The 24,306-nt window shown below is 64.3% G+C and carries 21 protein-coding genes; 4 read left to right on the top strand and 17 right to left on the bottom strand.

The features are described from left to right. Nucleotides 1–41 precede the first annotated feature (41 nt). The 17 genes from AB3N21_RS04470 to AB3N21_RS04390 all read right to left on the bottom strand — a co-directional run bounded on the left by AB3N21_RS04470 (nt 42) and on the right by AB3N21_RS04390 (nt 20,713). Nucleotides 42–392 carry a hypothetical protein gene (locus AB3N21_RS04470; protein WP_367934076.1) on the bottom strand — a complete coding sequence of 117 codons (351 nt, stop codon included), beginning with the start codon at nt 390–392 and terminating at the stop codon, nt 42–44. Next, nucleotides 389–1,063, bottom strand: a complete 675-nt coding sequence (locus tag AB3N21_RS04465; protein WP_367934075.1) for a hypothetical protein — start codon at nt 1,061–1,063, stop codon at nt 389–391. The genes AB3N21_RS04470 and AB3N21_RS04465 overlap by 4 nt, the downstream gene beginning before the upstream one ends. A gap of 31 nt (nt 1,064–1,094) precedes the next feature. After that, on the bottom strand, nt 1,095–3,380 hold the full coding sequence (locus AB3N21_RS04460) for a PAS-domain containing protein (protein WP_367934074.1): 2,286 nt from the start codon (nt 3,378–3,380) through the stop codon (nt 1,095–1,097). Continuing rightward, nucleotides 3,380–4,537: an FIST N-terminal domain-containing protein gene (locus AB3N21_RS04455; protein WP_367934073.1), complete on the bottom strand. Its 1,158-nt coding sequence runs from the start codon at nt 4,535–4,537 to the stop codon at nt 3,380–3,382. The genes AB3N21_RS04460 and AB3N21_RS04455 overlap by 1 nt, the downstream gene beginning before the upstream one ends. Nucleotides 4,538–4,560: 23 nt before the next feature. Continuing rightward, nucleotides 4,561–5,280: a response regulator gene (locus AB3N21_RS04450; RefSeq protein WP_367934072.1), complete on the bottom strand. Its 720-nt coding sequence runs from the start codon at nt 5,278–5,280 to the stop codon at nt 4,561–4,563. Between the two features lie 124 nt (nt 5,281–5,404). Beyond that, nucleotides 5,405–6,607, bottom strand: a complete 1,203-nt coding sequence (locus AB3N21_RS04445; protein ID WP_367934071.1) for a hypothetical protein — start codon at nt 6,605–6,607, stop codon at nt 5,405–5,407. Then, the gene (locus AB3N21_RS04440) at nt 6,604–7,278 is read right to left on the bottom strand and encodes a hypothetical protein (protein ID WP_367934070.1); all 675 of its coding nucleotides are present in this window, start codon (nt 7,276–7,278) and stop codon (nt 6,604–6,606) included. Before AB3N21_RS04440 ends, AB3N21_RS04445 begins: the two co-directional genes overlap by 4 nt. Continuing rightward, nucleotides 7,275–8,174, bottom strand: coding sequence for a VWA domain-containing protein (locus AB3N21_RS04435; RefSeq protein ID WP_367934069.1), 900 nt, complete (start codon nt 8,172–8,174; stop codon nt 7,275–7,277). Before AB3N21_RS04435 ends, AB3N21_RS04440 begins: the two co-directional genes overlap by 4 nt. Next, nucleotides 8,171–9,133 (bottom strand): VWA domain-containing protein, encoded by a 963-nt coding sequence (locus AB3N21_RS04430; protein WP_367934068.1) that lies wholly within the window; start codon nt 9,131–9,133, stop codon nt 8,171–8,173. The genes AB3N21_RS04435 and AB3N21_RS04430 overlap by 4 nt, the downstream gene beginning before the upstream one ends. After that, nucleotides 9,126–9,494 carry a hypothetical protein gene (locus AB3N21_RS04425; protein WP_367934067.1) on the bottom strand — a complete coding sequence of 123 codons (369 nt, stop codon included), beginning with the start codon at nt 9,492–9,494 and terminating at the stop codon, nt 9,126–9,128. The genes AB3N21_RS04430 and AB3N21_RS04425 overlap by 8 nt, the downstream gene beginning before the upstream one ends. Then, entirely contained in the window at nt 9,491–10,396 is a 906-nt protein-coding gene (locus AB3N21_RS04420; protein ID WP_367934066.1) for a DUF58 domain-containing protein, read from the bottom strand. The genes AB3N21_RS04425 and AB3N21_RS04420 overlap by 4 nt, the downstream gene beginning before the upstream one ends. Next, nucleotides 10,393–11,349 (bottom strand): AAA family ATPase, encoded by a 957-nt coding sequence (locus tag AB3N21_RS04415; protein ID WP_367934065.1) that lies wholly within the window; start codon nt 11,347–11,349, stop codon nt 10,393–10,395. Before AB3N21_RS04415 ends, AB3N21_RS04420 begins: the two co-directional genes overlap by 4 nt. A gap of 547 nt (nt 11,350–11,896) precedes the next feature. Beyond that, nucleotides 11,897–12,388: a hypothetical protein gene (locus AB3N21_RS04410; protein WP_367934064.1), complete on the bottom strand. Its 492-nt coding sequence runs from the start codon at nt 12,386–12,388 to the stop codon at nt 11,897–11,899. An 18-nt stretch (nt 12,389–12,406) separates the two neighbouring features. Then, nucleotides 12,407–16,396 (bottom strand): hypothetical protein, encoded by a 3,990-nt coding sequence (locus AB3N21_RS04405; protein WP_367934063.1) that lies wholly within the window; start codon nt 16,394–16,396, stop codon nt 12,407–12,409. 17 nt (nt 16,397–16,413) lie between these two features. Further along, nucleotides 16,414–17,643 carry a hypothetical protein gene (locus tag AB3N21_RS04400; RefSeq protein WP_367934062.1) on the bottom strand — a complete coding sequence of 410 codons (1,230 nt, stop codon included), beginning with the start codon at nt 17,641–17,643 and terminating at the stop codon, nt 16,414–16,416. 127 nt (nt 17,644–17,770) lie between these two features. After that, nucleotides 17,771–18,490: a response regulator gene (locus tag AB3N21_RS04395; RefSeq protein WP_367934061.1), complete on the bottom strand. Its 720-nt coding sequence runs from the start codon at nt 18,488–18,490 to the stop codon at nt 17,771–17,773. After that, the gene (locus tag AB3N21_RS04390) at nt 18,491–20,713 is read right to left on the bottom strand and encodes an ATP-binding protein (protein ID WP_367934060.1); all 2,223 of its coding nucleotides are present in this window, start codon (nt 20,711–20,713) and stop codon (nt 18,491–18,493) included. 252 nt (nt 20,714–20,965) lie between these two features. Between AB3N21_RS04390 and AB3N21_RS04385 the strand changes: the two genes are divergently transcribed. The 4 genes from AB3N21_RS04385 (at nt 20,966) to AB3N21_RS04370 (ending at nt 24,299) form a co-directional block, all read left to right on the top strand. After that, nucleotides 20,966–21,790, top strand: a complete 825-nt coding sequence (locus tag AB3N21_RS04385; protein WP_367934059.1) for an alpha/beta fold hydrolase — start codon at nt 20,966–20,968, stop codon at nt 21,788–21,790. 43 nt (nt 21,791–21,833) lie between these two features. Next, a complete protein-coding gene (locus AB3N21_RS04380; RefSeq protein WP_367934058.1) occupies nt 21,834–22,733 on the top strand; it encodes a class I SAM-dependent methyltransferase in 900 nt (299 codons plus the stop codon). A gap of 128 nt (nt 22,734–22,861) precedes the next feature. After that, nucleotides 22,862–23,236 carry a group 1 truncated hemoglobin gene (locus AB3N21_RS04375; RefSeq protein ID WP_367934057.1) on the top strand — a complete coding sequence of 125 codons (375 nt, stop codon included), beginning with the start codon at nt 22,862–22,864 and terminating at the stop codon, nt 23,234–23,236. Then, a complete protein-coding gene (locus tag AB3N21_RS04370; protein ID WP_367934056.1) occupies nt 23,226–24,299 on the top strand; it encodes an adenylate/guanylate cyclase domain-containing protein in 1,074 nt (357 codons plus the stop codon). Before AB3N21_RS04375 ends, AB3N21_RS04370 begins: the two co-directional genes overlap by 11 nt. Nucleotides 24,300–24,306 lie beyond the last annotated feature (7 nt).

Genomic DNA, 24,306 nt, shown 5'->3' with positions numbered 1-24,306 from the left:
GCGTCTGGAAAACATCCGGGGCCGCGGTTGTCATTGGCAACTCAGAAACAGACGATCTCGGCCTCGGCCTGCGCCCGGCGCAACTCGGCCACAAGGGTCTCCGGCATCACCGCGCTTTTGAAGACCGCCATGCGCTCGCCGCCCACGCGCCGCATCGACAGCACCGTCTCGGCCTGCACGTATCTCTCATAGGGCAGGATCGCGGCGATCTCGTCGATCGAGCAGGAACATCGCTCCAGCATCTCGCGGCTCTGGCCATTAGTGGCCATGCAGGCAAAGACGTAATCCGCCCGCGCGGCGGTGGGGTAATCGTTCAGCCGCTCGGCCACGCTTTGCCCCCATGCAGCAAACGGCAGGCAAATGGCAAAGAAAGCTCCGACCCAATACTTCATTGCGCCTCCTCAAGATGGTCGAACTGTGTTTCCGACCGATACACCACGCTCCCCTGATCCGGCGCCGCTTCGGCGATCAGGCTCAGATACCAGCCGGGCACCGCATCCGACATCGTTACGCTCAGCTCCAGATCGCCAAAACCCTGCATCAGCTTGCGGTTCGGATCATCCTCGAACGGGCGCAGCCGGATGGTCTGGGTCGCGACCGTCTTGCCGTCGATCACTGCCTCGCCGGACTCAACCTCGGACGGTTCGATCAGCGACGCCTTAACGCGGTTGCGGATGTAGAACGGGCTGCCGCCCGCCGCTTCGGCCATGTCGCGCACCACGGTTTCATAGAAATACATGATCATCGGATTGCCGACGCTGGCCGGAAAAATACCCAGGGACCTGTGCTTTTCGCCCTGCTGAAACTGCAGATGCGCCATCTCGACCTGATCCGGGCGAAACGACAGGGCGATATCTCCGGTATCGCGCTCGGCGGCGTCCGGTTTCAGCGCATTGACCACCTCGCGGCGGTAAACCAGCGCACTGTCCCGCCCGATGGCATCCAGCGTTCCGGTCTTGAACAGCAGATCATAGGTTTTTTCGCCATCGACCGGCTCGGCCCAAGCCAGACCGGCACTCAGGGCCACGGCGCAAATCCCGGTCAGCAGGGTGCGTGTCCACATGATCGTTCCTCCCCGCACACAGCTTATGGCGTCAGACCGGCCTGTCACCGGCGACTTTTGTCGGTATGCCCAGACCCCCGCCGACACTGCGTGCGGTGGGCTGCCAGCGGATCTTCCAGTCGATCAGCGGACGCAGGCGCGACAGTTTCACCGGCTTGGTCATCACCGACACATCGTTCTGAATGCCCGCCTCGCGCAGGCTTTCGCTGCGGTTGGCGGTGATCAGGATGGCGGGCACATGGGTTCTGGTCATCGCCCTGATCCGCGCGATGGCCTCGACCCCGGTATCGTCCCCGTCCAACTGATAGTCAGCGAGGATGATGTCCGGCGGCATGCCCATGTCCTCGACGAAATCCAGCGCCTCCTGCGTCGACCGCGCGGGCAATACGCTGGCGCCCCACTGTTCCAACCACTGGGTGGTGCCGAACAGAACATCCTGATCGTTCTCGATGACCATGACGATGTAATCCAGCGACATATCCTCGGATTGCGGCAACAGAACCACCGGCTCGGCCGGGATCTGCGCGCTTTCCACCCGGTCCATCTCGATGCTAAAGACCGAGCCCACGCCCGGCTTGGACCGCACCGACAGCTTGTGCCCCAGCAGGCGGCAGGCCCGGTCCACGACCGAAAGGCCCAGCCCCATGCCCGACCCGAAGGGCACATTATCGGCGCGGGCGAATTCCTCGAACACGCGGGCCTGATCCTTGCGGGCGATGCCGATGCCGGTGTCCCAGACCTGCAGGATCACCTTGTCCCCGCGCGGACGGCACCCCACCAGCACCCGCCCGCCCGGATCGGTATACTGAATCGCGTTCACTACAAGGTTCTGGATCGAGCGTAACAGATAGACCGGGTCCGAGCGCACGAAAGCCGAACACGGCACCACATCCAGCTTGACGTTCTTCTTTTCGGCCACCAGCGTCTGGTCGCCGTGAATGCCGCCCATCATCGAGGCCAAACTGACATCCGTGGGCGAAACCGCATCCGGATCGGCGCTTTCCAGGCGAGAGATATCCAGCAGCGAATGCAACAGCTGCTCGGCCGAGCCAAAGGCCCCGTCAAGGCGCTCCATCATGTCGAACAGGTCGGTCTGCCGCGTGGTCTCTTTCAGGGTGGAAATCAACAGCTTGGCCGCGTTGATCGGCTGCAGCAGATCGTGGCTGGCGGCGGCCAGAAACCGGGTCTTCGACGATACCGCCGCCTCGGCCCGCTCCTTGGCCAGCCGCAGCTCTTCCTCGACCTGCGCCTTTTCCTGATACTCCTTGACCAGCTTGTCATTGGCCCGCGTCAGCTCGGCGGTGCGGGCCATCACCCGGTTTTCCAGCATCTCGGTGGTGCGCGCCTCAAGGGTGACGTCCTTGAGTTCCACCAGAAAACCGCCATCGGGCAGCTTGTTGGCGTGAATGTCCAGCACCCGGTCCGACCCGTCGCGCACCCGCTTGCGCAACCAGCCCTTGGTGTTCAGCTCGCGCCGCCAGGTTTCCACCTTCAGCTCGTCATCGGCCTTGATCAGCCCGCGCGCGCGCATGAAATCCAGCAGCCGCTGCACCTGCATTCCCGGTTCCAGCAGCGGCACCGGCAGACCCAGGATCTCGCGAAACCGCCCGTTATGCATCATCACCTCGGCATCCGCCGAAAAGCTGCAAATGCCCGAGCTCATGTTCTGAAACACCGCCTGCAGGTAATCCTCCTGCCGGTCGATCAGGGTTTCCTTTTCATCCCGGTTGCGCCGGACCACCGCGGTGATCTCGGTCAGCAGCAGAACCACGTTCTCGCGCGACGTATGCTGCGCGCTCATCTGATACCAGCGGTCCTCGCACAGCTCGACAACGACCGAGGTGATGGTGCCGTCATCCCGGCTATCCGCCAGCGCCTCGGCCACCTGCATCAGGCTGCGGTCGGACGAGGTGAAATACGTGCTGCCGGACATAAGTGCGAAAAACCGGCTGATCCGCAGCCCCGGCACCACCTGACCCGAGATATCGGGCAACAGGTTCAGAAACAGCTCGTTGCACAGATCAAGCTGACCGTCGGTGAACAGCGCAAAGCCCTCTTCCATCGACGACAGCGCCTCGACCAGGCTCTTGCGGGTGCGCTCGCGTTCATAGCGCACACTTTCCAGCTCGGTGGTGGCGCGCTCCAGATCGCGGCTCTGGGCCATGACCTGCTGCTGCAGCTCGATCGCCGACTGAAACGCGCGAAAGGCCGACGGCCCCACATCCTTTTGCCGGTTGGCCCGCCGCATCAGCGCGTCGATGATCTTTGCCTGTTTGGCTACCTGAAGCTCGAGCGGATCCCGGGGGTCGATCATCATCAGTTCAGCGTCCTGGTCTCGGGTTCAAAGAACGCAACGCCCACAAAGGTCTGGTTCATGTGAACGCCCGATTGCTGCTCGCCATAGGTGTTGAACCCAAGCACCCGCCGCGACTGTAATATGTCGGACACCTGCCGGCGCAGCTGCTTCTGTTCGATCTCAAGCTTGCGCAGCACGCAATCGAACCCAAGGATGAAGTCCGGCGCGCGCCCCTTGTGATCCTTCACGCTCAGACCGGTCTCAAGCGTCTTCAGGATCGCCTGCCCGCGCCCCAGCGTCATGATCAGACCGTCATCGATGGCCGCCAGAAACGAAAGCGCATGCCCGGCGGTCGCATCCCGGATCGCGCGGACATAATATTTCAGGTTATGCCGCAACAACATCGGGTTCTCGGCAAACACCTGCGGCGACAAAGCATCCACCGGACAGCCGACCAGCCGCGCATATTCCTCGGCGGCAGGCGCGCCGTTGATCTCATAGACCACCCGCTCATCCGGGTCCGCATCGGTGATGATGATCTGAGAGCCCACCGGCAGGAAGTGATCGAACCCAAAGCCCTGGAATTGCAGATTGGTCTCGATCAGCAGCAGGATCGCGGCGTTGGTATGCGCCTCGCCCTTGTGCAGCACAAAGGTCTCCTGGAACAGCAGCCCGTCCCCGGCGGAACCGCCGAATATGGGCAAGCCATCCAGTACCGTCTCAAGCGTCGAGACCAGCAGATCCTCCTGCTTCGACAGCCCGTCCGAGAACATCAGCGCCAGCCGGTTCCAGCCCGCCGTGTGCTGAAACTTCTCGGTCTGCTTTTGCGCCTGTTGGGCGATACTCGTCGTATCCAGCGGGTTCAGATCCTCAAACAGGATCGACGCGCAGCGAAAATTGGCCTTGGGAAAGGCCAGCAGCAAAAGCGCATCGGTCTCATACCCTTTGGTGGTGATCTGCCCGGCCGTGGTGCAGCCAAAGACCGGAACCCCTGCAAGGCTGTCGTCAATGCCACCCATCGCGTCTGTCAGATCCAGCGTGCTCGGGATGAAGGCCAGCACAAACCGGGTCTTGGCCAGATCCAGCTCTGACGCCGCCTCGCGGACCGCCTCTCGCGCGTCAGCGGACCCTGACTGACCGATCTGAATGAAGGTGGGGCCGTCTGTGATGTCGAGCATGGTCAATCCTATGGCGTTTCGAATTAGTGTTTTAGAAAGGCGCGCGCCTCCGGTTCGCTGCCGGCCTGACGCGCCAGTACCGAGTCGACCAGCACCACCGCCTGCGTCCGGTTGCGCACGCCCAGCCGCCGCAGCAACGCAGTGATATGCGCCTTTACCGTCGCTTCGGCCAGCGACAGTTCATAGGCGATCTGCTTGTTTGGCTTGCCCGCGCAGATCAGCTTGAGGATGCGCGTCTGCTGCGGGGTCAGGGTCGACAATTCGGGGGTCGAGCGGAACTCGCATTGTTCCGGCGCCGGCGTCTCGGCGGTCTGGCGATACTCCTGCGGCACATAGCGCCGCCCGGACGCAATCTCGTTCAACGCAAACTTCAGCGTCTGCACCGAGGCATCCTTGGGCAGAAACCCCATCGCCCCGCTGTCCAGCAGCGACCGCACCAGCTCGGCCGAGGCCAGTGACGAGATCACCAGCACCCGCGCCGCCGGCAAGCGTTTCCGCAATTCCTGAAATCCTGAAATGCCCGCCACGTCAGGCAGTTTCAGGTCGAACATGATCAGATCGGGCTCGAACCCGTCTTCAAGCGTCTCGAATGTCTCTTTCAGCGTACACGCCTTGCGAATCTGGCAGGCGTCAAAGCCAAGTTCCAGCGCCGAGGCCAGCGCATCGCGGTAAAGCGGATGGTCGTCAACGATCAAGACATTCGACACAGGCCCCGCTGTCACCGGGTGCACCGTCGTCTGCATTATAGTTCCTCCCAAGCAAAAGCTAGCCAAAGCGCAAATGATTTCAACCGTTTCGAATCGAGACCCGGGATTTGCGCGGAACTTCCCTGTGTCGGTCCCGCGCTGCCTCGGCATTTTTGCGATATCACGTCATATGTCCCCCCGTGGATGGCGCCGCCCGCAGAAAGCGCCGCGCGAAGGAAACCGGGTCGGGGCTGGGCTGGCCCGGCGCAAACCAGGCCCGGTCAAACTCGCGGATCAGATCGGCGCGCGCCTGCGATGCCCCGTCCCGCCGCATCAGCGCCGTGGCCGCGCGGCGCAGCCCGGGCGTATCCCCCGCCCACGCCCTCCGCCGCATCCGCCACGCCAAGGGATCAAGCACCGTGAACCGCCGCAACGCGCGGAGCCCGATCAGCCTGCGCCCCCACATCCCCAGACCCGTGCCAAACGCAAAGACAAGGCCCGCGACAAGTGCGACCGGCCATCCCGGCAACACGGCTGCCTCGACCGGTTGCGGTGTCGGCGCCGGTTCAGCGGTGACCGCGCCATAGGCCACCCGCTGCGCCGAAATGGTCACCTCCTGCGCCGCGCGCTGCACCGTGTCGAAATAGGTAAAGCTCAGCGGCTCGACGATGGTCGAAGTGTCGTTGGTCGGACGGATGGTCCAGCGCCAGAAGGCATAAGTGACCGGTCCCTGCGGCGTCAGCTCCACCAGCCGCTTTTCGGGATGCGGAAAGATCATGGCCGAGGGCGAGGTCAGCTCGGGCATCGGCGGGATCATCTCCGGTGTCGCGCCCAACGCCTCGATCCGCACCACGCGCAGCACGCCCTCGCCGGGTTTCAGCTGATCGGGCGCATTGGACCACTGATCCGACACTTCCAGCCTGCGCACCGGAAACCACCAGCCCTGATCCTGCGGCGCTGCCGCAACCTCGATGGTCAGCGGCTCGGACTGGATGCGGTGCTCGAACCAGTCGTCCCCCTCGTCCGTCAACGTCAGAACATGGGTGAACGGCCCGATGGTCAGCGTCCCGGCCCGATCCGGATAGACCGCCATGCGCCGGGTAAAGACCTTGACGGTGCGGCCCCCGATCCGCTCCTCGGTCCAGCTGTCGGGACCAAGCTGCGACCAGCTGAACCCGTCGAAATCCGGCTGGATCAGGCTTTCACGGGTGATATGCCGCCGGTAGAGGCCGCGGATGGTAAGTAACACCATCTCACGGGTGAACGGGGTCCCGACGCCCTCTTCGACATTCACGCCAAGCGACAATTCGGACGGCAGCACCGTTTTCGACTGCGCCAGCGCAGGCACAGGCCAGAGCATGAGACACAGGATCAGCCACCTCATCGCGGGTCCTCCGGCGCGGGCGGGGCAAGACCCAGCTTGACCCGCCGCTTGTGTTCCTGCGCGATACGGGCCGCCATGAACTCGCCCGGCACGTCCGACAATTGCTGCAGCCAGCGCTCATCGGCCACCATGAACGTGTCATCGAAGATCCGCCGCACACCCAGACGCCCATGACTGTCCAGCTGCGCCAGCCCCAGCATCGTGTTGGAATTCGTCACGTCGCTGCCGGTTCCCGCCGCACGCGCATCGCCGCGCGCAACAAAGCTCTCGACCTTGGGCCCCTCCTTGCGCTCGGGAAACAGGCCCAGAGCCTCCGGATCGATGCCCAGACCCGCGTAATAGCTGGCCACCACGTCAAAATTGGCCCGCGCATCCGCGTGCCCTTGCGCAATCGCCAGATCATACGCCTCAAGTGCTGCGGCATAGCGGCCCCGATGCGCCTCGGCATTGCCGAGGTTGTATTGCGCGCCCGCCACATCAAAGGCCTGCGCCGCGCCGTCGAAATCCCCCGCCCGGTACAGGGCCACGCCCTGCCACTCCGCATCCTCAAAGACCTGCGCCGCCAAACCGGGCAGACCCAGCGCCAGCAAAACCCGGCCATAGGGCGCGGTGCCGCCAAGCGCTGCGGCCAGCACCAAGGCGGCCAGAGAGAAGATCGCCAGCGCCCTCATGCGGCCTCCCTCCGGAACAGCAACAGCAGCGGCAACAGCGCAAGCACCAGCAGGTAACGGCCCATGTCGCGCCAGTAGAGCAACGGGTAATCCTGCCGCTCCAGACGGGTTCTCGCCTCATCCGCCAACCACCGCCCCAGATCGTCGGTCTGGTCCAGCGTGAACACCTGCCCGCCCCCGACCCTCGCATGGGTCTCCATCGCGGGCACCGGGTCGCCCAGCGCGACCAGCGACACCCGCGTGCCCTGCCCGGCAATCGCCGCGGCCTCATGCAACGAGGCCGGCCCCAGCCCGGCCCCATCGGTGAACATCACCACATCGCCCGCAATCACCTCGGCCCCGGCCAGCAGCCCGGCGGCCAGCGACAGCGCCCGTTCGGGGCGCGAACCCGGGTCGGGCACGGTATCCGCGTCGATCAGGGAAAAGCTCTGCCCCAGTTGCAGATGATCCGCCGTCATGTCCGAGGCCACATAGGCATCGCCCGCAAAAACGATGATCCCACCGGGCCGCGTGCCAAGGGCGCCCAAACCGAACCGGCCCATGGTCAGCATCTGTGGCCAGCGCGCATCCTCGGTCACGCTGGGCGAGGCATCGACCAGAAACAGCACCCCGTCGAGATTGCGGTAGGATTGCGTGTCGCGCCGCTCGACCGCCGGACCGGAGAGCGCCAGCACACATAGCGCGACCGCCCCCAGCAGCGCCGCCATCGGCAGACGGGCAGCGGCGGCATCAACCCGGCCAAGCGCCGCCATTGCCTGCATCAGAACCGGATCGGCCGCCTTGTCCCACGCGCCGAACCCGCCGCGCCGCGACCAGAGCCACCAGCCCACCAGCCCCAGCAGCGGCAAAGCCAGCAGCCACAGCGGCCTGAGCAGGGTGACGTCCAGCCCGCTCATTCCACGTCCCTCCACAGCAGGAACAAACCCAGCACCACCGCCAGCGCGGCGGGCCATGGCCAATAGTCGCGATAAACCTCCGCCGCCAGACCGTCGCTATCCGTGGCCTCCAGCCGGTCCAGCGCCTGGGTCACCGCGATCAGGTCCTCGGTGGTTTTCACGCGAAAGCTCTCGCCGCCGGAAATCCGCGCAATCGCCCGCAGCGTCGCAGCATCCACCACCCCGCGCTCACCCGCTGCCGCACTTTCCAGATCCTTCGGACCCAGCGCGATCGTGTGCACCCGCACCCCCATCCGCGCCGCCAGCTCCGCCACGCCCAGGGGGTTGGTCGCGCCCGCATTGTTGACCCCGTCCGACAGCAGGATGACCACGCGCGAGGCCGCCTCGCTCTCCGCCATCCGCTTCAGCGCCAGCCCGAGCCCGTCCGAGATGTTCGTCGCGCGCCCCGATATTCCGATGGTCGCCTCTTCGATCCGCTGCGCGACCGCCTGCGTGTCGAAGGTGAAGGGGGTTGCGTAATAGGCCTCGGACCCGAACACGATCAGCGCCACCCGGTCCCCTCCGCGCCTGCGGGCAAACTTGGCGCCGATGGTGGTGAAAGCCTCCAACCGGCTCACCTGCCGCCCGTCCAGGTGAAAATCGTCGCGCACCATCGAGCCCGACAGATCGAGCGCAATCGCCAGATCGCGGCCCGAGACCTTGAGCGCCGACACCGGCGCCAGATCGCGCGGACCCGACAGGGCAAACAGGGTCAGCGCCCAGATGGCCCAGAGCAGCCCCTGTTTCAGCGAATACCGCCCCTGCCCCAAGCGCGCCCGGCTGGCGGCCAGCAGGGCACCACCGATGCGGTCGGGCACCAGCAGGGTGCGCCCGGAAAAGCCCTGCGGCGCCAACAGCCGCGCGGCGATGAACGGCAAGGGCAGCAAAACAAGCACCAATGGGTCGGCCAGCTCAAACAAGGCGTGCGACCTCCGCCTCCAGCGTTGCGATGTCCGGGCCCCCTTGCGGACGATAGAGGTCTGCTTTCAGCGCCGCATATCGCGCGGGCGCATGGGCGCGCAGCAGATGCAACAGCGCCACGCGCCGCTCGGGGTCCGGAGCATCGGACAACGCGGCAAGCGCATCGCCCAGCGTCTTGGTTTGCAGAACCCGCCGTCGGCTGAGCAGACGCAACAGGGCAACGACGCCCAGGGCACACAGCCCCGCGCCACCCATGGCCACGGCCAGCTCCGCCGCCAGCCCGCCAGCAGCCTCCGCAGGCAATTGAATTTCGCGCAGGCTGGCCAGCATGGTGGCTTCGGAGAGAGGTGTATCCGTCATGCCGCGTGCCTCACCGGGAAGGCCGCCGAGATGCGCCGCGCCGTTTCCTCGACACTGTCGCCGGCATTCACGACCAGCGCCGGGCGCGCGCCGATCTGCCGATGCAGCTCTGCGTCCTTGGCAGCGGCTTCGGCAAGATGCACGCGGACGGAGCGGCCATCGGCCATCCGGATCGGATACGACCCGCGCGGCAGGCGGCCCGGATCGGCCTCGGTGATCAGGATCAGGCGCGGACTGCGGCGATGCGCCAGCGCGTCCATCCGGTCCCGGAATCCGGCGCCGGGGGCGTCAAAACCCGAGGCAATGACGATCTCGGATCCCGGCGGCACCAACCGCCCGGCCCGGATCAAGGCGCGATCCAGCGGCGCGCCCTCATCCTGACCGGACATCACGGCCTCAAGACCATCCTGATGGGCCTGAACCAGCCCGCCGATCACATCCAGCATACCCCGCGTCCGCCCCCGTGGCGGCACCACCACCGGCGCCCCCGGCGTGATGGCCAGCAACCCCACGCGCCCGCCGCTTTCCACCACGTGCCAGCCGATCAAAGCCAGCGCCTCGGCTGCGGCCACCGACAGAAACGCCCGGCGCAGACCCCAGAACATCGGGGGCCGGAAATCAGCGACCAGCAGGCTGATGCGGTCACGCTCCTCCTGAAACTGCCGCACATGCAGGCGCCCGGTGCGTGCGGTGGTGCCCCGGTCGAGATGCCGGATATCGTCGCCGGCCACGTATTCGCGCATATCCGCAACTTCGAGCCCATGTCCCTTGCGCCGCGTTGCAAACCCGCCCGGCAGCGCCGCCAGAACCGGCGCCGCATCCGCCATCAGGGCCACCCGGCGCAGCGCGATCAGCGTCTCGGACGCAAGCGTCACACCCACGGCTGCCAATGGCCCGGTCACAGCGGCTCCACGGTTTTCAGAATGTCCTCCACCAGATCACGCGGCCTGCGTCCATCGGCCACCGCCCGCCATGTCAGCACCATCCGATGCGCCAGCGCATCCGGCGCCAGTGCGGCAACATCCTCGGGCAGCGCATAGTCGCGCCCGCGCAAATAGGCCCGCGCCCGCGCCGACGCGGCCAGCGCCAGCGAGCCGCGGGGCGACACAGCATGTTCCACGTCCTTCGCATGCGGCCCGTCCCGCGTGGCGGTGACCAGCCGCACGATATAGTCGCGCAGTTCCGGCGCCAGATGCACCGCCCGCACCTGCGCCCGCGCCGCGCTCAGATCGTCCAGCGTCAATTGCCCCGGTTCAGGAGGACCATCCTGCGTCTCGGCCTCGACCAGATCGAGGATTTTCCGCTCGGTCTCCAGATCCGGCAGACGCAGAACCACATGCAGCAGAAACCGATCCAGCTGCGCCTCGGGCAAGGGAAAGGTGCCGTCATGCTCGATCGGGTTCTGGGTCGCCACCACAAGAAACGGATCGGGCAGAATATGGGTCTCGTTGCCTGCCGTCACCTGATGCTCGGCCATCGCCTCCAGCAAGGCCGACTGCACCTTGGGCGGGGCACGGTTGATCTCATCGACCAGAACCAGATTGTGAAACACCGGACCCGGCACGAATTCGAACGTGCCGTCCTGCGGGCGATAAACAGGTGTCCCGGTCAGGTCCGAGGGCATCAGGTCCGGCGTGCACTGAATCCGCGCAAAACTGCCCTCGACCGCGTTCGACAGCCACTTGACCGCGCGGGTCTTGGCCAGCCCGGGCGCGCCCTCGATAAGCAGATGCCCGCCGTCCAGCAGCGCGATCAGCAGCCGTTCGATCAGTTGCTCATGGCCCACCAGGCCCTGCGCAAGATGCGCAGACAGGGCCCTCACGCCGCTTGGCGGGGTCTCCGGTCTGGTGTCCATGGCTCCTCCCCGCGGCCCCCTCTGGCCGCTGACGGTGGACACAGGCTAACCGGAGTCGCCCCTTGGGCAAACACACCCGAAGGTATTACACTGCCCCCCGAAAACGCCGCTCAAACCCGCGCCGGACGGGGGCTCACACGGGTCATTTGGGCAGATTCGTCAAAAAAAGTTCCAAATCCTGCCATTTTTTACGATGCGTTAACGCTTGCCTTCACGCTCCCGTGACAGCCTTAGGGCAAATATGTACACACCTTGCGAGACGGGAAAGGAGGATTTTAGTAGGTAACTATTGTATCGCCATGCATGTCCGGCGGGCTATGGCGCAGTATTGGTTTCCCCAAACGATCAAAAGCGAGCGCGATGAATTCCCCATCGTTCGATTGTGCGGGCGCAATTTATTTAAGTATCTCCAATGCCGGAGCGTACATGGTTTGACGAGGCTGCCCCTTCCGGTCTGACTCCAAACCCGTTCGATACGCAACGCCCGTTTCGTAAGGCCCATTCAACAAAACCCGATATCAGATCGCGGTCCGCCCTGCCCCCGGGGTCAACCCGCGCCGCCGTCCCCCAACGCAGCCTGCGCGGCAGCGGCCCGCTCGTTCAGGGAATCCGCGTCCTCTGCGGCCTCATCCGGCCAGACCCGCGCCCTCAATTCGACAAAGCGCAACCCTGCAGCCAGCAGCCCCGCCTCCAGCGCATCGGCCGGAAACCAGACCGGAGGCAGGTAGACACCCTTGATCTCGACCGCATCGCCATCGCGGCGCAGGGTCAGACGCTCGTCCGAACTCCACGATGCCAGCTCGGCCTCACCAGTGTCCCGCAACTGCGCCACCGCATCGAAACACAGCCCCGGCACCATATACAGCAACGCATCCTCGACTGTCGCCATGGCGTCGCCCGCCGTGATGTCGAGCGAGCCTTCCAGATGATAGCTGACCCCGAACCGGGACGGGTCGGCCTTGGCCGCGTCAGCCTCGCTCACAGCCTCGCCATCGGGCAAGAAAAAGGTGATCTCGACGGTTACATCCGGTTTTGCCATGTCTTGTCCTCAATACGCTTAAGTCAGAGCGCCTTTTATTGCATGCATGTCGCGCGTGGTCACCTGAACAACGTGGGTTCCGCCCCTGGGAAACAGTTGTCCCATATAGGATTTTTGCGGATTACTGGCATCGCTCGGGTCCGGGTTGAAACCAATCTTCAGCGGTACGGTTTCCACGGTGCCGGAATCGGGGTCGGTGTAGGTAGAGGTCACCGGATCGTAGTACGTGTAGGTTCCGTTCAGATCTTTGACATCCTGCGGCGGGTTCCGCTTCTGTCCGGCACCATGATTGGCCGGGTCGCGCCATTGGCTGGCATTTGCGTGCGCAGCCCCAAAATTGTGCTGACGCCCATAAGCTGGATGCCCCGGAAACCCTTCCAACGCGGTCTTGGACATTTCGGTCAGTTCGGTTTCTGTCACCGTGCGCGGGAACAAGGAGACAGGGGTTGTGCTGTTGATCCCACCCAACCTGAAATCATTGTGCTTGCGCGTATGGCGGCAGGCCGCGTGACCGACACGAAAATTGGTTGCCGCCTGCCCATGTGGCGCAATCGGGGTCGAGATCGCATGCAGGTCCGCCAAACCATTGGGATTGGTTGGGTCCGTGTGCTCGAAGGACGCAGCGTGCTGGATCAACTCGTCCAGCGTCAGGCGGTTGACACCGCCAATGGACCCACCGCCCTGATTGGTTTTGAGCTGGGTATAAAACTTGCTATGCAGTTGCGCGACATTCCCACTATGACCCGACGCATTCAGGACATTCTGCAGCCCCATGCCGGGTTGGTTGGGCTCTTTCGCCTTCGATTCCTTCAGAATCCAGTCCTCGGCGGTCTCCATCGCGTCCAGCATAGAATCCAGATCGGCCAGATGATCTCCTGAGTGGTCCTTGAACGCGTCATAGAGCCCCTTGAGCTTCTTGCCGTCCGGCTTGGTGCCGTTCTTAGGCGTGAACCCGTAGCGCATCACACTGGCCAGACGGTCGCGGTGGATGTCGCGGCCAGAAACATTGGTCTTGCCCCGCTTTGAAAACCCGCCCGCTGCCAGCAACTCCCCGAACTTGGCCGCCTCGGTATCACCCCGGAACTCGCCCACCATGTCGATCAGGATCTTGGGATCTTTCGCCCCGGTCCCGTCCGCCGGGCCGGTCGCGTCGTTCAGACAGCCGTGCTTGTAAAGCGAGCCGAGAACCTCCGGGTGGTGCCCCAGCGCGCCCTTGGTCATCACGCCCTTCAAATCGCCCAGCGCGTTCGGGTTTGCGGTGGTGTCGCTCAGCGCCGTCATCAGCTTGACCAGCTCGGCCGGATCGCCGTCCGAACCCGGCTCGAACAGGTTGGCCAGACATTTCGCGTCCGTCCCCGTGGGCGCATTCGCATCGTCCCGGGTGCCCAACCCGCCCTTTTGCAGCAGATCGGTCAGATTGGCCTTGTTGGTCCCCTTGTTCAGCTCGGTCGTCAGCGCCCCAAGCTTGGCCCCATCGCCCTTGCACCCGATGCCCGCCAGATGGCCCAGAACCACCGGGTCCTTGCCCAGACCGCTGTCCTCCAACACCTCTTTCAGCGCATCGCAGCCGACATCGCCCATGCCGATGCACAGGGTCGCCAGCGCCTTGGCGCGGCGGGTATCTTCGGGGTCGGTGGCGGTGGCCGGGCGCGGCCCGCCGCTGTGTTTGAGCAGTTGCGCCAGACATTTCGGATCGGCCTTGGGCTTGCCATCGCCGCCCACAACGCTGCTGTCCAACCCGCCCTTCTTCAGCATCTTCGCCAGACCGTCGCGCTTGGGCTTATCGTCGAAGGCACCGATGGTGGCCTTCAGCTTGGCGGGATCGCCGTCGCACCCGACACCGATCAGATGGCCCAGCGGCTCGGGCGCCTGACCCAGACCACCCTCGCCCAGCACATTCTTGAGCGCTTCGCAATCGCTCTTGCCCATCCCCTTGATCAGTCCGGCCATCTTGCCCATCCGGGCATTGGCGTCGCCGGGGTTTGGTCCGCCCCCGTGTTTCAAAATCTGGCCCAGGCATTTCGGATCGATATCCCCGGCCTCCAGCTTGCCGGATTTGCCCGTTAGCCCGCCATCGGTCAGCATCTGCTTGAGCTTGACGGGCCCCGGATCATCCTTGAACGCCCCGGTAAAGGCCTTCAGTTGCGCCGCATCGCCCCCGCAGCCAATGCCGATAGCGTGGCCCAGAGCGTCCGGCGCCTGACCCAGACCGCCATCGCTCAGTGTCGTTTTGAGCGCCTTGCACGCATCCGTGCCCATGTTGGTAAACAGCGTCGCCAGTGCATCCGAGCGCCGCTCGACATCGTCCCCCGCAAACCCGTGCGCCGCAGGTCCGGCCGCGTGTTTCAGCATCATCGCCAGGCATTTCGGGTCGATATCGCCATCGGCCAATGCGCCGGACTTGCCCGTCAGACCGCCATCGGTCAGCATCCGCTTCAACCCGTCGCGCGCAGACGGATCTTCGAAGGATTTCCCAAGCTGAATCAGCGCCTTGGGATCGCCATCGCAGCCCGTGCCCAGCAATTCGCCCAGCGCGTCCGGGGCATCGCCCAGCCCGCCATCCTCCACCAGCCCCTTCAGCTTCGCACGGTCATCCGGGTCCGAGAACCCCTCGCACAGGGTCTTGAACTTGCCGGCATCCCCGCCGCAACCCTTGGTAAACAGCGCCACCAGCGCCTTGGGCTTGGCGTCCAGCCCCGCATCCTTGGCCAGATTGGTCAGGTGGCTGACATCGCCGCCAAAGGCCGCATGCAACTGCACCACATCCGCAGGCTTGACCCCGCCGCTCAGCAACTCGGCGGTAAACGAGGGGCTCAGATCCTTGCAGAGCTTTTTCAGCCCGGCGCCGTCCAGATTGCCCTCAACCACCAGCGCCACGACCGCATCGGCCTTGCCCAGCCCGTCGATGATCTTTTTCAGCTTGGCCGCACCACCGACCCCGGTCAGGATCCCGTTCAGCTTGTCGGCCCCGCCCATCGACTTGCACAGACCACCCAGCGTCTTGGCGTCGAAGGTTTTCAGATGCTCGGCCAGTTTGGCCCGGCCTCCAAGGTCCGTTTCCAGCTTGGCGAACTCGTCCTCGGAGATACCCGCTGCCGCACACAGATCCTTGATCCCGGCCTCATCGCCCAGCGCCTCCAGCTCATCCTTGATCCGATCCGAAACCCGGCGCAGCTCATCCAGCGCCTCCTGCGCCTTGCGATTGCGCTCATCGGTGATCGGGTCCTCAAGCGCTTTGTTGAACGCCTCACGCGCCTGCGCCATATCCGTTTTCTGGTCCGGCAAATAGCCCAGATCCGGAACCTGCGCGCCCGCCTCGGCAATCCGCCTGTGCTCCTTCAAACGCTCAGCGCCAGCCTCCGCAATTGTCTCGAACAATTCCTGCGCCTCGGACAGCGCCTCCTTTGCGGTCGTCAGCTCCAGCTCCGACAGCACAAACCCGCTGAAACACTTCTCGACCGCGCCGATGGCTTTTGTCAGCTCAGCCGCCTCCTCCCCGGTCGCCCCCTCGGGCGGCGGTGCCAGCTTGGCCAGGTCCTCCTGAATCCGCTGGCCTTCCCGCCTGCGTTCTTCGACCCGATCGGAAATCTCCTGCACCTGCGTTTGGATCTGACCGACCTCAGCCTCCAGCGCCTCCCGCTCGCTGTCCGCAGCGTCCCTGATCCGCGCCTCAAGCTGCCCCGCGGCAGTGATGACGACGACAAGCTCGTCCTCGGTCGATCCCGGCACGATGGAACTGTGCGAGGCGCCCTCGGGCACCGCCCTGCGCAAACGCTCGATCAGCGGTGGCCGCCAGTCCGGTTCGTCGTCGTCATGATCCTCGGGGCCGTTATCATCGTAATCGTCATCATCGTAATCATCATCGTCCCAGTCATCGTCATCGTCCCAATCGTCCCAGTCTTCGTAACTGCCGGGCGAGACGCCATAATGCGGTGCAAGCGACATACCCCACTCGATCTCTTCCTTCTGCCAGCGCTTCTTGCCCTTGTTCTTGCCGGGTTTGGCCATGGAACGTGCTCCGGGGTTCAGGCCGCGATGGCCCGGTCAAGACTGTCGAGCGCACCGGTCAGCGTCGACCGCAACGTCAGCGGGATGTTCAGCGGATTTTCGTCCAGCATCGGCAGCACCGGGTTGGTCTCGACAAACCCGCGCATGTCGGTCAGCGCCGCCTGCAGCTTTTTGCGCGCCGCCTGCTGGGCCGCGGCATCGGCGGCCCCATCCAGATCCATCATGCTGGCCTGCAACGCCACCAGCCGGGTCTCGGTAATGCTGTTCAAACCGGCATCGGCGATCTGTTCAAACAGCGGCATCCCGCTCTTCTTCATCGCATCCTGCAACTTGCCGAACTGGTCGTTGACCTCGTCCCGGGCCTCGCGCCAGATCGGCAGGGTCGGAGCGATATCGGCCATCTGCGCAGGCGCCTGCGCCGCCTTCTCCGCGACCTGTTCGATCCGGGCCATCTTGGCGTCCGCCTTGGCCAGTTCGCCGTCCCGGATCATCTCTACGGCCTCATCGAACACTTCGCGCAGCTTGGATTTCGCAGGCTCGGGCAAGGCCTCGATGGCCGCCTTCACCGCCTTCGCCCGCGCCGCCAGCGCGGCCGGGTCGGGTGCGGCACTTTCCAGCTTGTCCAGCGCCTGCTCAACGGCACGGATCGACTTGTCCGCGCCGTCCAGATCACCGGCCCTGATCTTCTCGATGGCCCCCAGCATAACCTCTTTCAGCCGTTTGCCTGCATCCCCGCGTACCTCGGCAACCCGCGGCTGAACCGCCTGAACCCGTCCCGCCAGCTCCTTCTTGCGCTCCGCATCCGGATCGGGCTCCGCCTCGGGCGCTTCTTCCTCAGCCGGTGCGCCATCGACCGGCTCATCGCCCTCATCCCATTCCGGATCGTCGGGCAGGTCGCTGATATCGCTCTCGACCACCGACCCGTCCGGGCCCATGATCACCACATTGACATGGATCTTGTTGGACTTGAGATAGCGTTTGACCGTCTTGGCCATCATCGGCACCAGACGCTCGCAGGTCATCTCGACGGTCTTGCCCTTCACCTGGAAGGTGCCGAACGAGAACTTCTTGGCATCCGCCATCTTGCGCGCGGCCTTGCCCAGCATCGGCGGCGGCTTGCGGCGGTGCACCAGCAGCACGGTGGCCTCCATATCCTTGTGCGGAGCATAGCCGAACTGGATGGCCATCTTCTTGCCCAGCTTGACCATTTTCTTGAGCTGCGGACCGGTCAGCCTTTCCTCGGCCATGATCGTCTACTCCTGATCTGCCCCCATCGGGATATGCAACGAGCAGACGACAAGGCTGACGCTAGGTCAAGCTAAAGCTGTGCCACCGGGGCGCCTTGAGAGATTGCAGCCAACCGGGCCCGAGGGCTCAATCGCCCGAGGGATCGTAAATGTATCCGATCCCGCGCACCGTGCGGATGATCTGGGGTTTTTCGGGATTGGCCTCGATCTTGCGGCGCAGGCGCGAAATGCGGATGTCGATGCTGCGGTCGAACGGGTCCCAAGACCGGTCATGCGCCTGTTCCAGTATCTGGTCACGGTTCAGCACGCGCCCCTTGTTGCGGGCAAACACCTTGAGCAGGCTGAACTCCATCGCCGTCAGCTTCAGCTCCTCGCCATCCGGCGTCGCCATCTTGGCCGCCTCCACATCCAGAATGTAATCGCCGAACCGGGCGGTCTCGCCCGCCCCGGTATCCGCGGGAGCCTCCGTCACGCTCTGCCTGCGCCGCAGCACCGCCTTCAGCCGCGCCTCCAGCTCGCGCAGATCGACCGGTTTGCCCAGATAATCGTCCGCCCCCATCTCCAGCCCGATGATGCGGTCCACCACGTCGCCCGCCGCCGTCAGCATGATCACCGGAACCGGGTTCTCGGGCCGCAGCGACCGCAGCAGCGACAGGCCGTCCTCGCCGGGCATGTTGATGTCGAGAACGATCAGATCGACATCGCCGCCCGCCAGAATCTCGCGCAGTTCCGAGGCATTGGCCGCTGGCGAAACGTCATAGCCGCGCAGGGTCAGATACTCTTCCAGCATCTCGCGCACATCGGTCTCGTCGTCGCACACCAGTATTCGTGTCGGGTCCTGTGTCATCTAGCGGTCTTTCGCATCCTTGAGAATATCCTGCACCAGCTGCCGCAGCTCCCTCGGCGCCACCGGCTTTTCCAGATAGGGGCGCCCGGCCTCGCGCAGCATCGCCTGCGAGGATGCCCCCATCGTATCACCGGTGATAAAGGCCGTGCGCCCGACCATGTCCGGAAAACGGGCCTGCAAAGCTTCGAACAACGCCCGGCCATCGACACCCGGCATGTTCAGATCGCTGAGCAGCACGTCGAACCCCGCGGTTTCCAGCTTGGTCAGGGCTTCGTCCCCCGACCCGGCCACCTCAACCAGGAACCCGTCACGCCGCAGCGCCTCGGCCATCAGTGCGGCCACCTCCTGTTCATCATCCACGATCAGAACCCTGCAGGGCCGGGGCACGCCATTGGCGGCATCGGTCTCTTCATCCTCGACATGCTCCGCCGGGGCCACGGGCAACTGAATGACAATGCGGGTTCCGCCCTCATACTCCGCATCCAGCCGGATCCGTCCGCCATGGGAATGAATGATCCGGTGGCAGATGGTCAGGCCAATACCGGTGCCGTCGCCAACCTCCTTGGTGGTGAAGAACGGCTCGAAAATCCGCGCCCGGTGGGCATCGGGAATGCCGGGCCCGTTGTCCTCGACCGCAACCTCGACCATCTCGCCGGAGGCCCGCGCGACGATGTCGACGCGGTCGCCGGTTCCGGACTTGGTAATGGCCTGCACCGCATTGATGATCAGGTTGATGATCACCTGCGTGATCTGATCCGCATCGGCCAGAATGTCCGGCAACGCGCCCGGCGGCTGATAGCGAACCATCAGGCCATCCTGCGTGTGCCCATACCCGGCAACATCCACCGCCGTCGCCACGACCGAGCCGATATCGACCGGCTCCATCTGCGACGGGCTCTGCCGGGCCATCGCCAGAAACGTCTTGACGATCTTGGCGCAGCGTTCTGCGGCCGAGGCGATCTTTTCCACCCGCCGCTGCACATCCGGATCGAGCGTATCCTCCTGCATCATCAGCGCATGGCCCACCACCACCGACAACGGGTTGTTCAGCTCATGCGCGACGCCCGCCAGCAACTCGCCCAGCGCCGACATCTTCTCGTTCTGAAAGACCATCTCGCGCTGCAGATCCAGTTCCTCCTGCATCGCCAGCTCGTCGGTCATGTCCCGCGTGTTCGACACGATCACCGGCTCGCCGTGAAACTCGATCAACCGCGACGAGACCGAGCCCCAGAACTCCTCTCCGGCCTTGTTGATGAACCGCGCACGGCGGTTCTTGACGAAACCGCTCGCCTTCAACTCTTCAAGATAGGCCGCGCGTTCGTCGGCATCGGCATAGTAGGACCGGGCACTGTCCACCCGCCCGAACAGGGCGGTGGTCTCGGGGCTGCTGAACAGAACCTTCCCGGTCTCGGCATTGGTCATCTGCACCGGCACCGGGCAGGCCTCGAGCACCCGCCGGATCAGCGCCTGCGCCTCGACCTCCTTGGTGAGGTCGATCACGCTGGTCACGATGACATCCTCGCCGTGATATTCGACGATCCGCGCCGACAGCAACGCCGGAAACTCGCGCCCCTGCGCGCGCACGCGCAGGCGGTAATTGTTGATCTGGCCCGCCGCCAGCAGCTCGGTCACGAAATCGGCGCGGTCCTCGGGGTTCACGTAATGCTCGCTGGCGGACTTGGTCTTGCCGAACAGCACCTTGGCGGCGGGCGAGCGATAGATGATCTCGCCGCTGCCCACCCGGGTCATGATCACCACGGCCGAGCTCGCGTCCAGCACCGTCCGCACCAGCGTATCGCCGTCGCGCTGCGCCTCCTCGGCACGCTTGCGGTCGGTGATATCGGTGCGGGTCACCACAAACCCGCCCAGCGACGTCGGATGGGTCGAGACCAGATAGCACCGGCCATCGGTCTGCTTCAGCTCGAAATCGGTGACATGGTCATGGGTCGTCTCCAGCCGGTTGCGCACCCATTCCTCTTCGCGCCCGACCGCATCGGCATAGATCCCGCGCCGCGCCGTCTCGCGCATCAGGATCTCCCAGTCCAGACCCGGCTCCAGCATCTCGGCCACCGCGGCATTCATCTCGCGATAGCGCTGGTTGCAGATCACCAGCTTGCGGTTCTCGTCATAAAGCGCGAACCCCTCGGACAGGGATTCAATCGCGTCGCTGATCAGGTTGCGCACGCGATCGGGGTTCTGGGTTGCTTCCTGCCAATCGGTCATGGTGCAAATCTATCCACCTTACGTTTCAATCGGTTTTCAATGGCGGCGCGCTTTGTTTCAATTGTTTCAGAACCGGGCCCGAATTCCGCCCGCCTGCTGACCCAGCCCCCGAAAATTGCAAGCGAATTTCCGCCCCGGCCCCGGATCCGGCCCCGAAACAACTGAAACACAGAAACCGGCGCGCCGACAACAAGCTGAAACAGCGGTCTCCCAAATAAGGTTCATTCAACGAAACCCCGCGGGAGACAGACCATGACCGCACATTTCAAAGCACCAAACCATTTGAACGCACCGGTTGTTGCGCTTCATTCGTCGGCCTCCAGCAGCGCCCAGTGGCGCGACCTGCAGGCACAGATGGCCGAACGCTTCAACTTCGTGGCCGTCGATCTGCCGGGCTATGGCCTGGACATGTCGCGCACCACGACCGCCAAAGGCTTTGATCGCGTTGCCAAGCCGATCATCGACCGGATCGAGACACTGGGCGGCCCCGTCCATCTCGTCGGCCACTCCTTTGGCGGCGGCGTCGCATTGCGCATTGCCCTGACGCGCCCCGACCTGGTCAAAAGCCTGACCGTCTTCGAACCGGCGGCGTTTCATTTGCTCAAGGCGTCCTCGCCCGAGGATCGCGAGATGTTCGAAGCCCTGCGCGCCATCGGCCAGCGCTTTGCCGAGGCCGATGCCCAGACCGGTATGCAGACCTTCATCGACTTCTGGAACGGGCACGGCGCCTGGGACCGGATGCCCAAGGACCGCCGGGAAAAGATGGCGATGCTGTCGCCCAACGTGGCCGCGGATTTCGAGGATCTCGACACCGACGAGTCCCAACTGGCCGACCTCAGGACCCTCGGCATCCCGACCCTGGTTCTGGTCGGCATGGATTCACCGGCGGTTGCCCAGCGCACGGCAAAACTGGTTGCCGCCAACGTGCCGGGGGCCGAGCTCGCCCTGTTGCCCGATCTTGGCCACATGGCCCCGATCGTGGCGCCGGAATGGGTCAACCCCCGGATACATCAGCACATTGCCCGCGTGCAGAAAGCGGCGGCGCATGTCCGCTGGCCAAACGCCCGGGCCGCCTGACCGGCGGTCCGGATCCCCCACCACCCCAACAACGGAGAAACCGATGTCCGTCCCCAATGCCCTTCGCGCCCTCACCGGCACTCCCCAAACCCTGAACACCCGCAAAAAGGAAACCACCATGATCACAGCCATGCAGCAGACCGCCCCCGACTACACCGCCATCAAGGCCAAGCAGAACGCCGCCTGGGCGTCCGGCGACTACGCCAGGATCGGCGTGACCCTTCAGATCACCGGCGAGGAACTGGCCGAGGCCGCCAACCCCGCCCCCGGCGCCAGGGTTCTGGATGTCGCGGGTGGCAACGGCAACGCCACGCTGGCCTTTGCGCGGCGCTGGTGTCAGGTGACCTCGACCGATTACGTCGACACCCTGTTGCAGGCCGGGCGCGCCCGGGCCGAGGCCGAAGGGCTCGATGTGACCTTTGAGGTCGCCGATGCCGAGCACCTGCCCTATGCCGACCAGAGCTTTGACATGGTGGTGTCGACCTTCGGCGTCATGTTCACCCCGAACCAGAAGAAATCAGCGTCCGAGATGATGCGCGTCCTGCGCCCGGGCGGCCGCATCGCCATGGCGAACTGGACACCCGACAGCTTCATCGGCCACCTGTTCAAGACCCTTGGCCGCCATGTCCCGCCCCCCGCCGGGGTGCAATCTCCGGCGCTTTGGGGCACCGATGACTGGATTGCCGAGCAATTCGCCGACGGGTCGCGCGAGATCGCGCTGAAGATGAAGAACTTCAACTTCCGCTACGCCTCGACGCAGCATTTCGTGGATATCTTCAAGACGTTCTACGGCCCGGTGCACAAGGCGTTCCTGGCGCTTGGCGACAGCGCGCCCGCGCTTGAAGCGGACATCGTCGAAACCGTCGAACGCTTCAACATCGCCACCGACGGAACCATGCTGGTGCCCTCGGAATATGCCCAGATCGTCATCACCAAGGCGTAAGGCCAATACCGGGCGGCGGGGCCTCAGTCCCGCCGCCCCACCCCGCGCCGGGCTTTCCCGGTCGGGTGAATTGTGCAAACATATTCCTTTAAGTTCATCATATTCGACGTAATCAGGGGGTGGGGGACATGCCTTCTCAGACGCTATTCGAAAAATACGGTGGCTTTTCCAGCGTCAGCAAGGTCGTCATGGCATTCTACGACACCCTGCTGGACAGCGACGATATCGGTCCATTCTTTGACGAGGTGGACATGTCGAAGATGGTCGATCACCAGACCAAGTTCGTCGCCATGCTGCTGGGCGGTCCGGCCTCTTACACCGATCATCAACTGCGCCAGTTGCACTCCCATCTCGACATCCGCGACGCCCATTTCGACGAACTCAAGGTGGTGCTGTCCGGAACCCTGCAGGATCACGGTTTCGACCCCGAGGATATCGAGGCCGTTTTGGCCGAGTTTGAAAGCCGCCGCACCCTGATTGTGGATGACGCCCATGTCGATTGAAGCCATCAATGAACAGCTCCTGCGCGCGATCGGCGTCGGCGTGGGCCTGCTCGACCGCAAGACCTTTCAGTTCCTGTTCCAGAACGACATGTTCGAGGACTGGTTCGGCGACCGGCTGGTCTCGGGCAAGCTCGAAGACGTGTTCGACGGGTTCGACATGGAGGAACTGGCCACCGCACTTGCCGAGTCCGGCCGCTACACCGCCGAGATACGGCACCGCAAGAAACGCCGCCAACTGGTGATCGCGGCGGATTTCACCGCAACCAATGAGGCGGGTCAGGACCTCGTGGTGCTGGTCTGCCAGAACATCACTCGCATCCGCGAGCTTGAATCGATGATCGACTCCTACTCGATGATGGTCGAGCGCAACACCCGCGAGATCAAGCGCGAGAAAGAGCAGGTCGAAAAGCTGCTGCTCAACATCATGCCCCGCGCGGTGTACGAGGAATACAAGGCCTTCGGCGTGGTCACACCGCAGCTTTACGATCCGGTCTCGGTCCTGATGCTAGATTTCGTGGGCTTTTCCGAGATGGTGGCCGCCGCCGACCCCAGCGTCACGGTCACCGAGCTGAATGACATCTACAGCGCCTTCGACCGGATCGGTGAACAGTTCGGCTGCGAGCGGATCAAGACCATCGGCGACGCCTATATCACCGTCGCCGGGCTACCCGATCCCACGCCGGATCACGCCCGCGCGGTGGCCAACACTGCCCTGCGCTTCGTCCGCTATTTGGAACGGCGCAATGAAAGCCATCCGAACAAGTGGAAATGCCGCATCGGTCTGGCGACCGGCGCGGTGGTCGGCTCGGTCGTGGGCATCCAGAAATACGTCTACGACATCTTCGGCCCGGCGGTGAATCTGGCGACCCGGCTGCAGGACTGCTCCGAGCCCATGCAGATCACCATTCAGGACGAGATCGAAAAGGCGCTGCGGGACCAGTTCGACATGGTCGCCATGGGCGAACGCGACATCCGCGGCTTTGACCGCCAACAGATCTGGCGCCTGCTGGACAGCAAGACCAGCGCCACAACGACCTCCTCCGAGGAGATCTCGCGAAGCTGAGCGGCCC

This window comes from Ruegeria sp. (assembly GCF_040830605.1).
Classification (GTDB): Bacteria; Pseudomonadota; Alphaproteobacteria; order Rhodobacterales; family Rhodobacteraceae; genus Ruegeria.
Note: the sequence above shows the minus strand (reverse complement) of the source record. Positions and strands in the feature narration are given on the sequence as shown.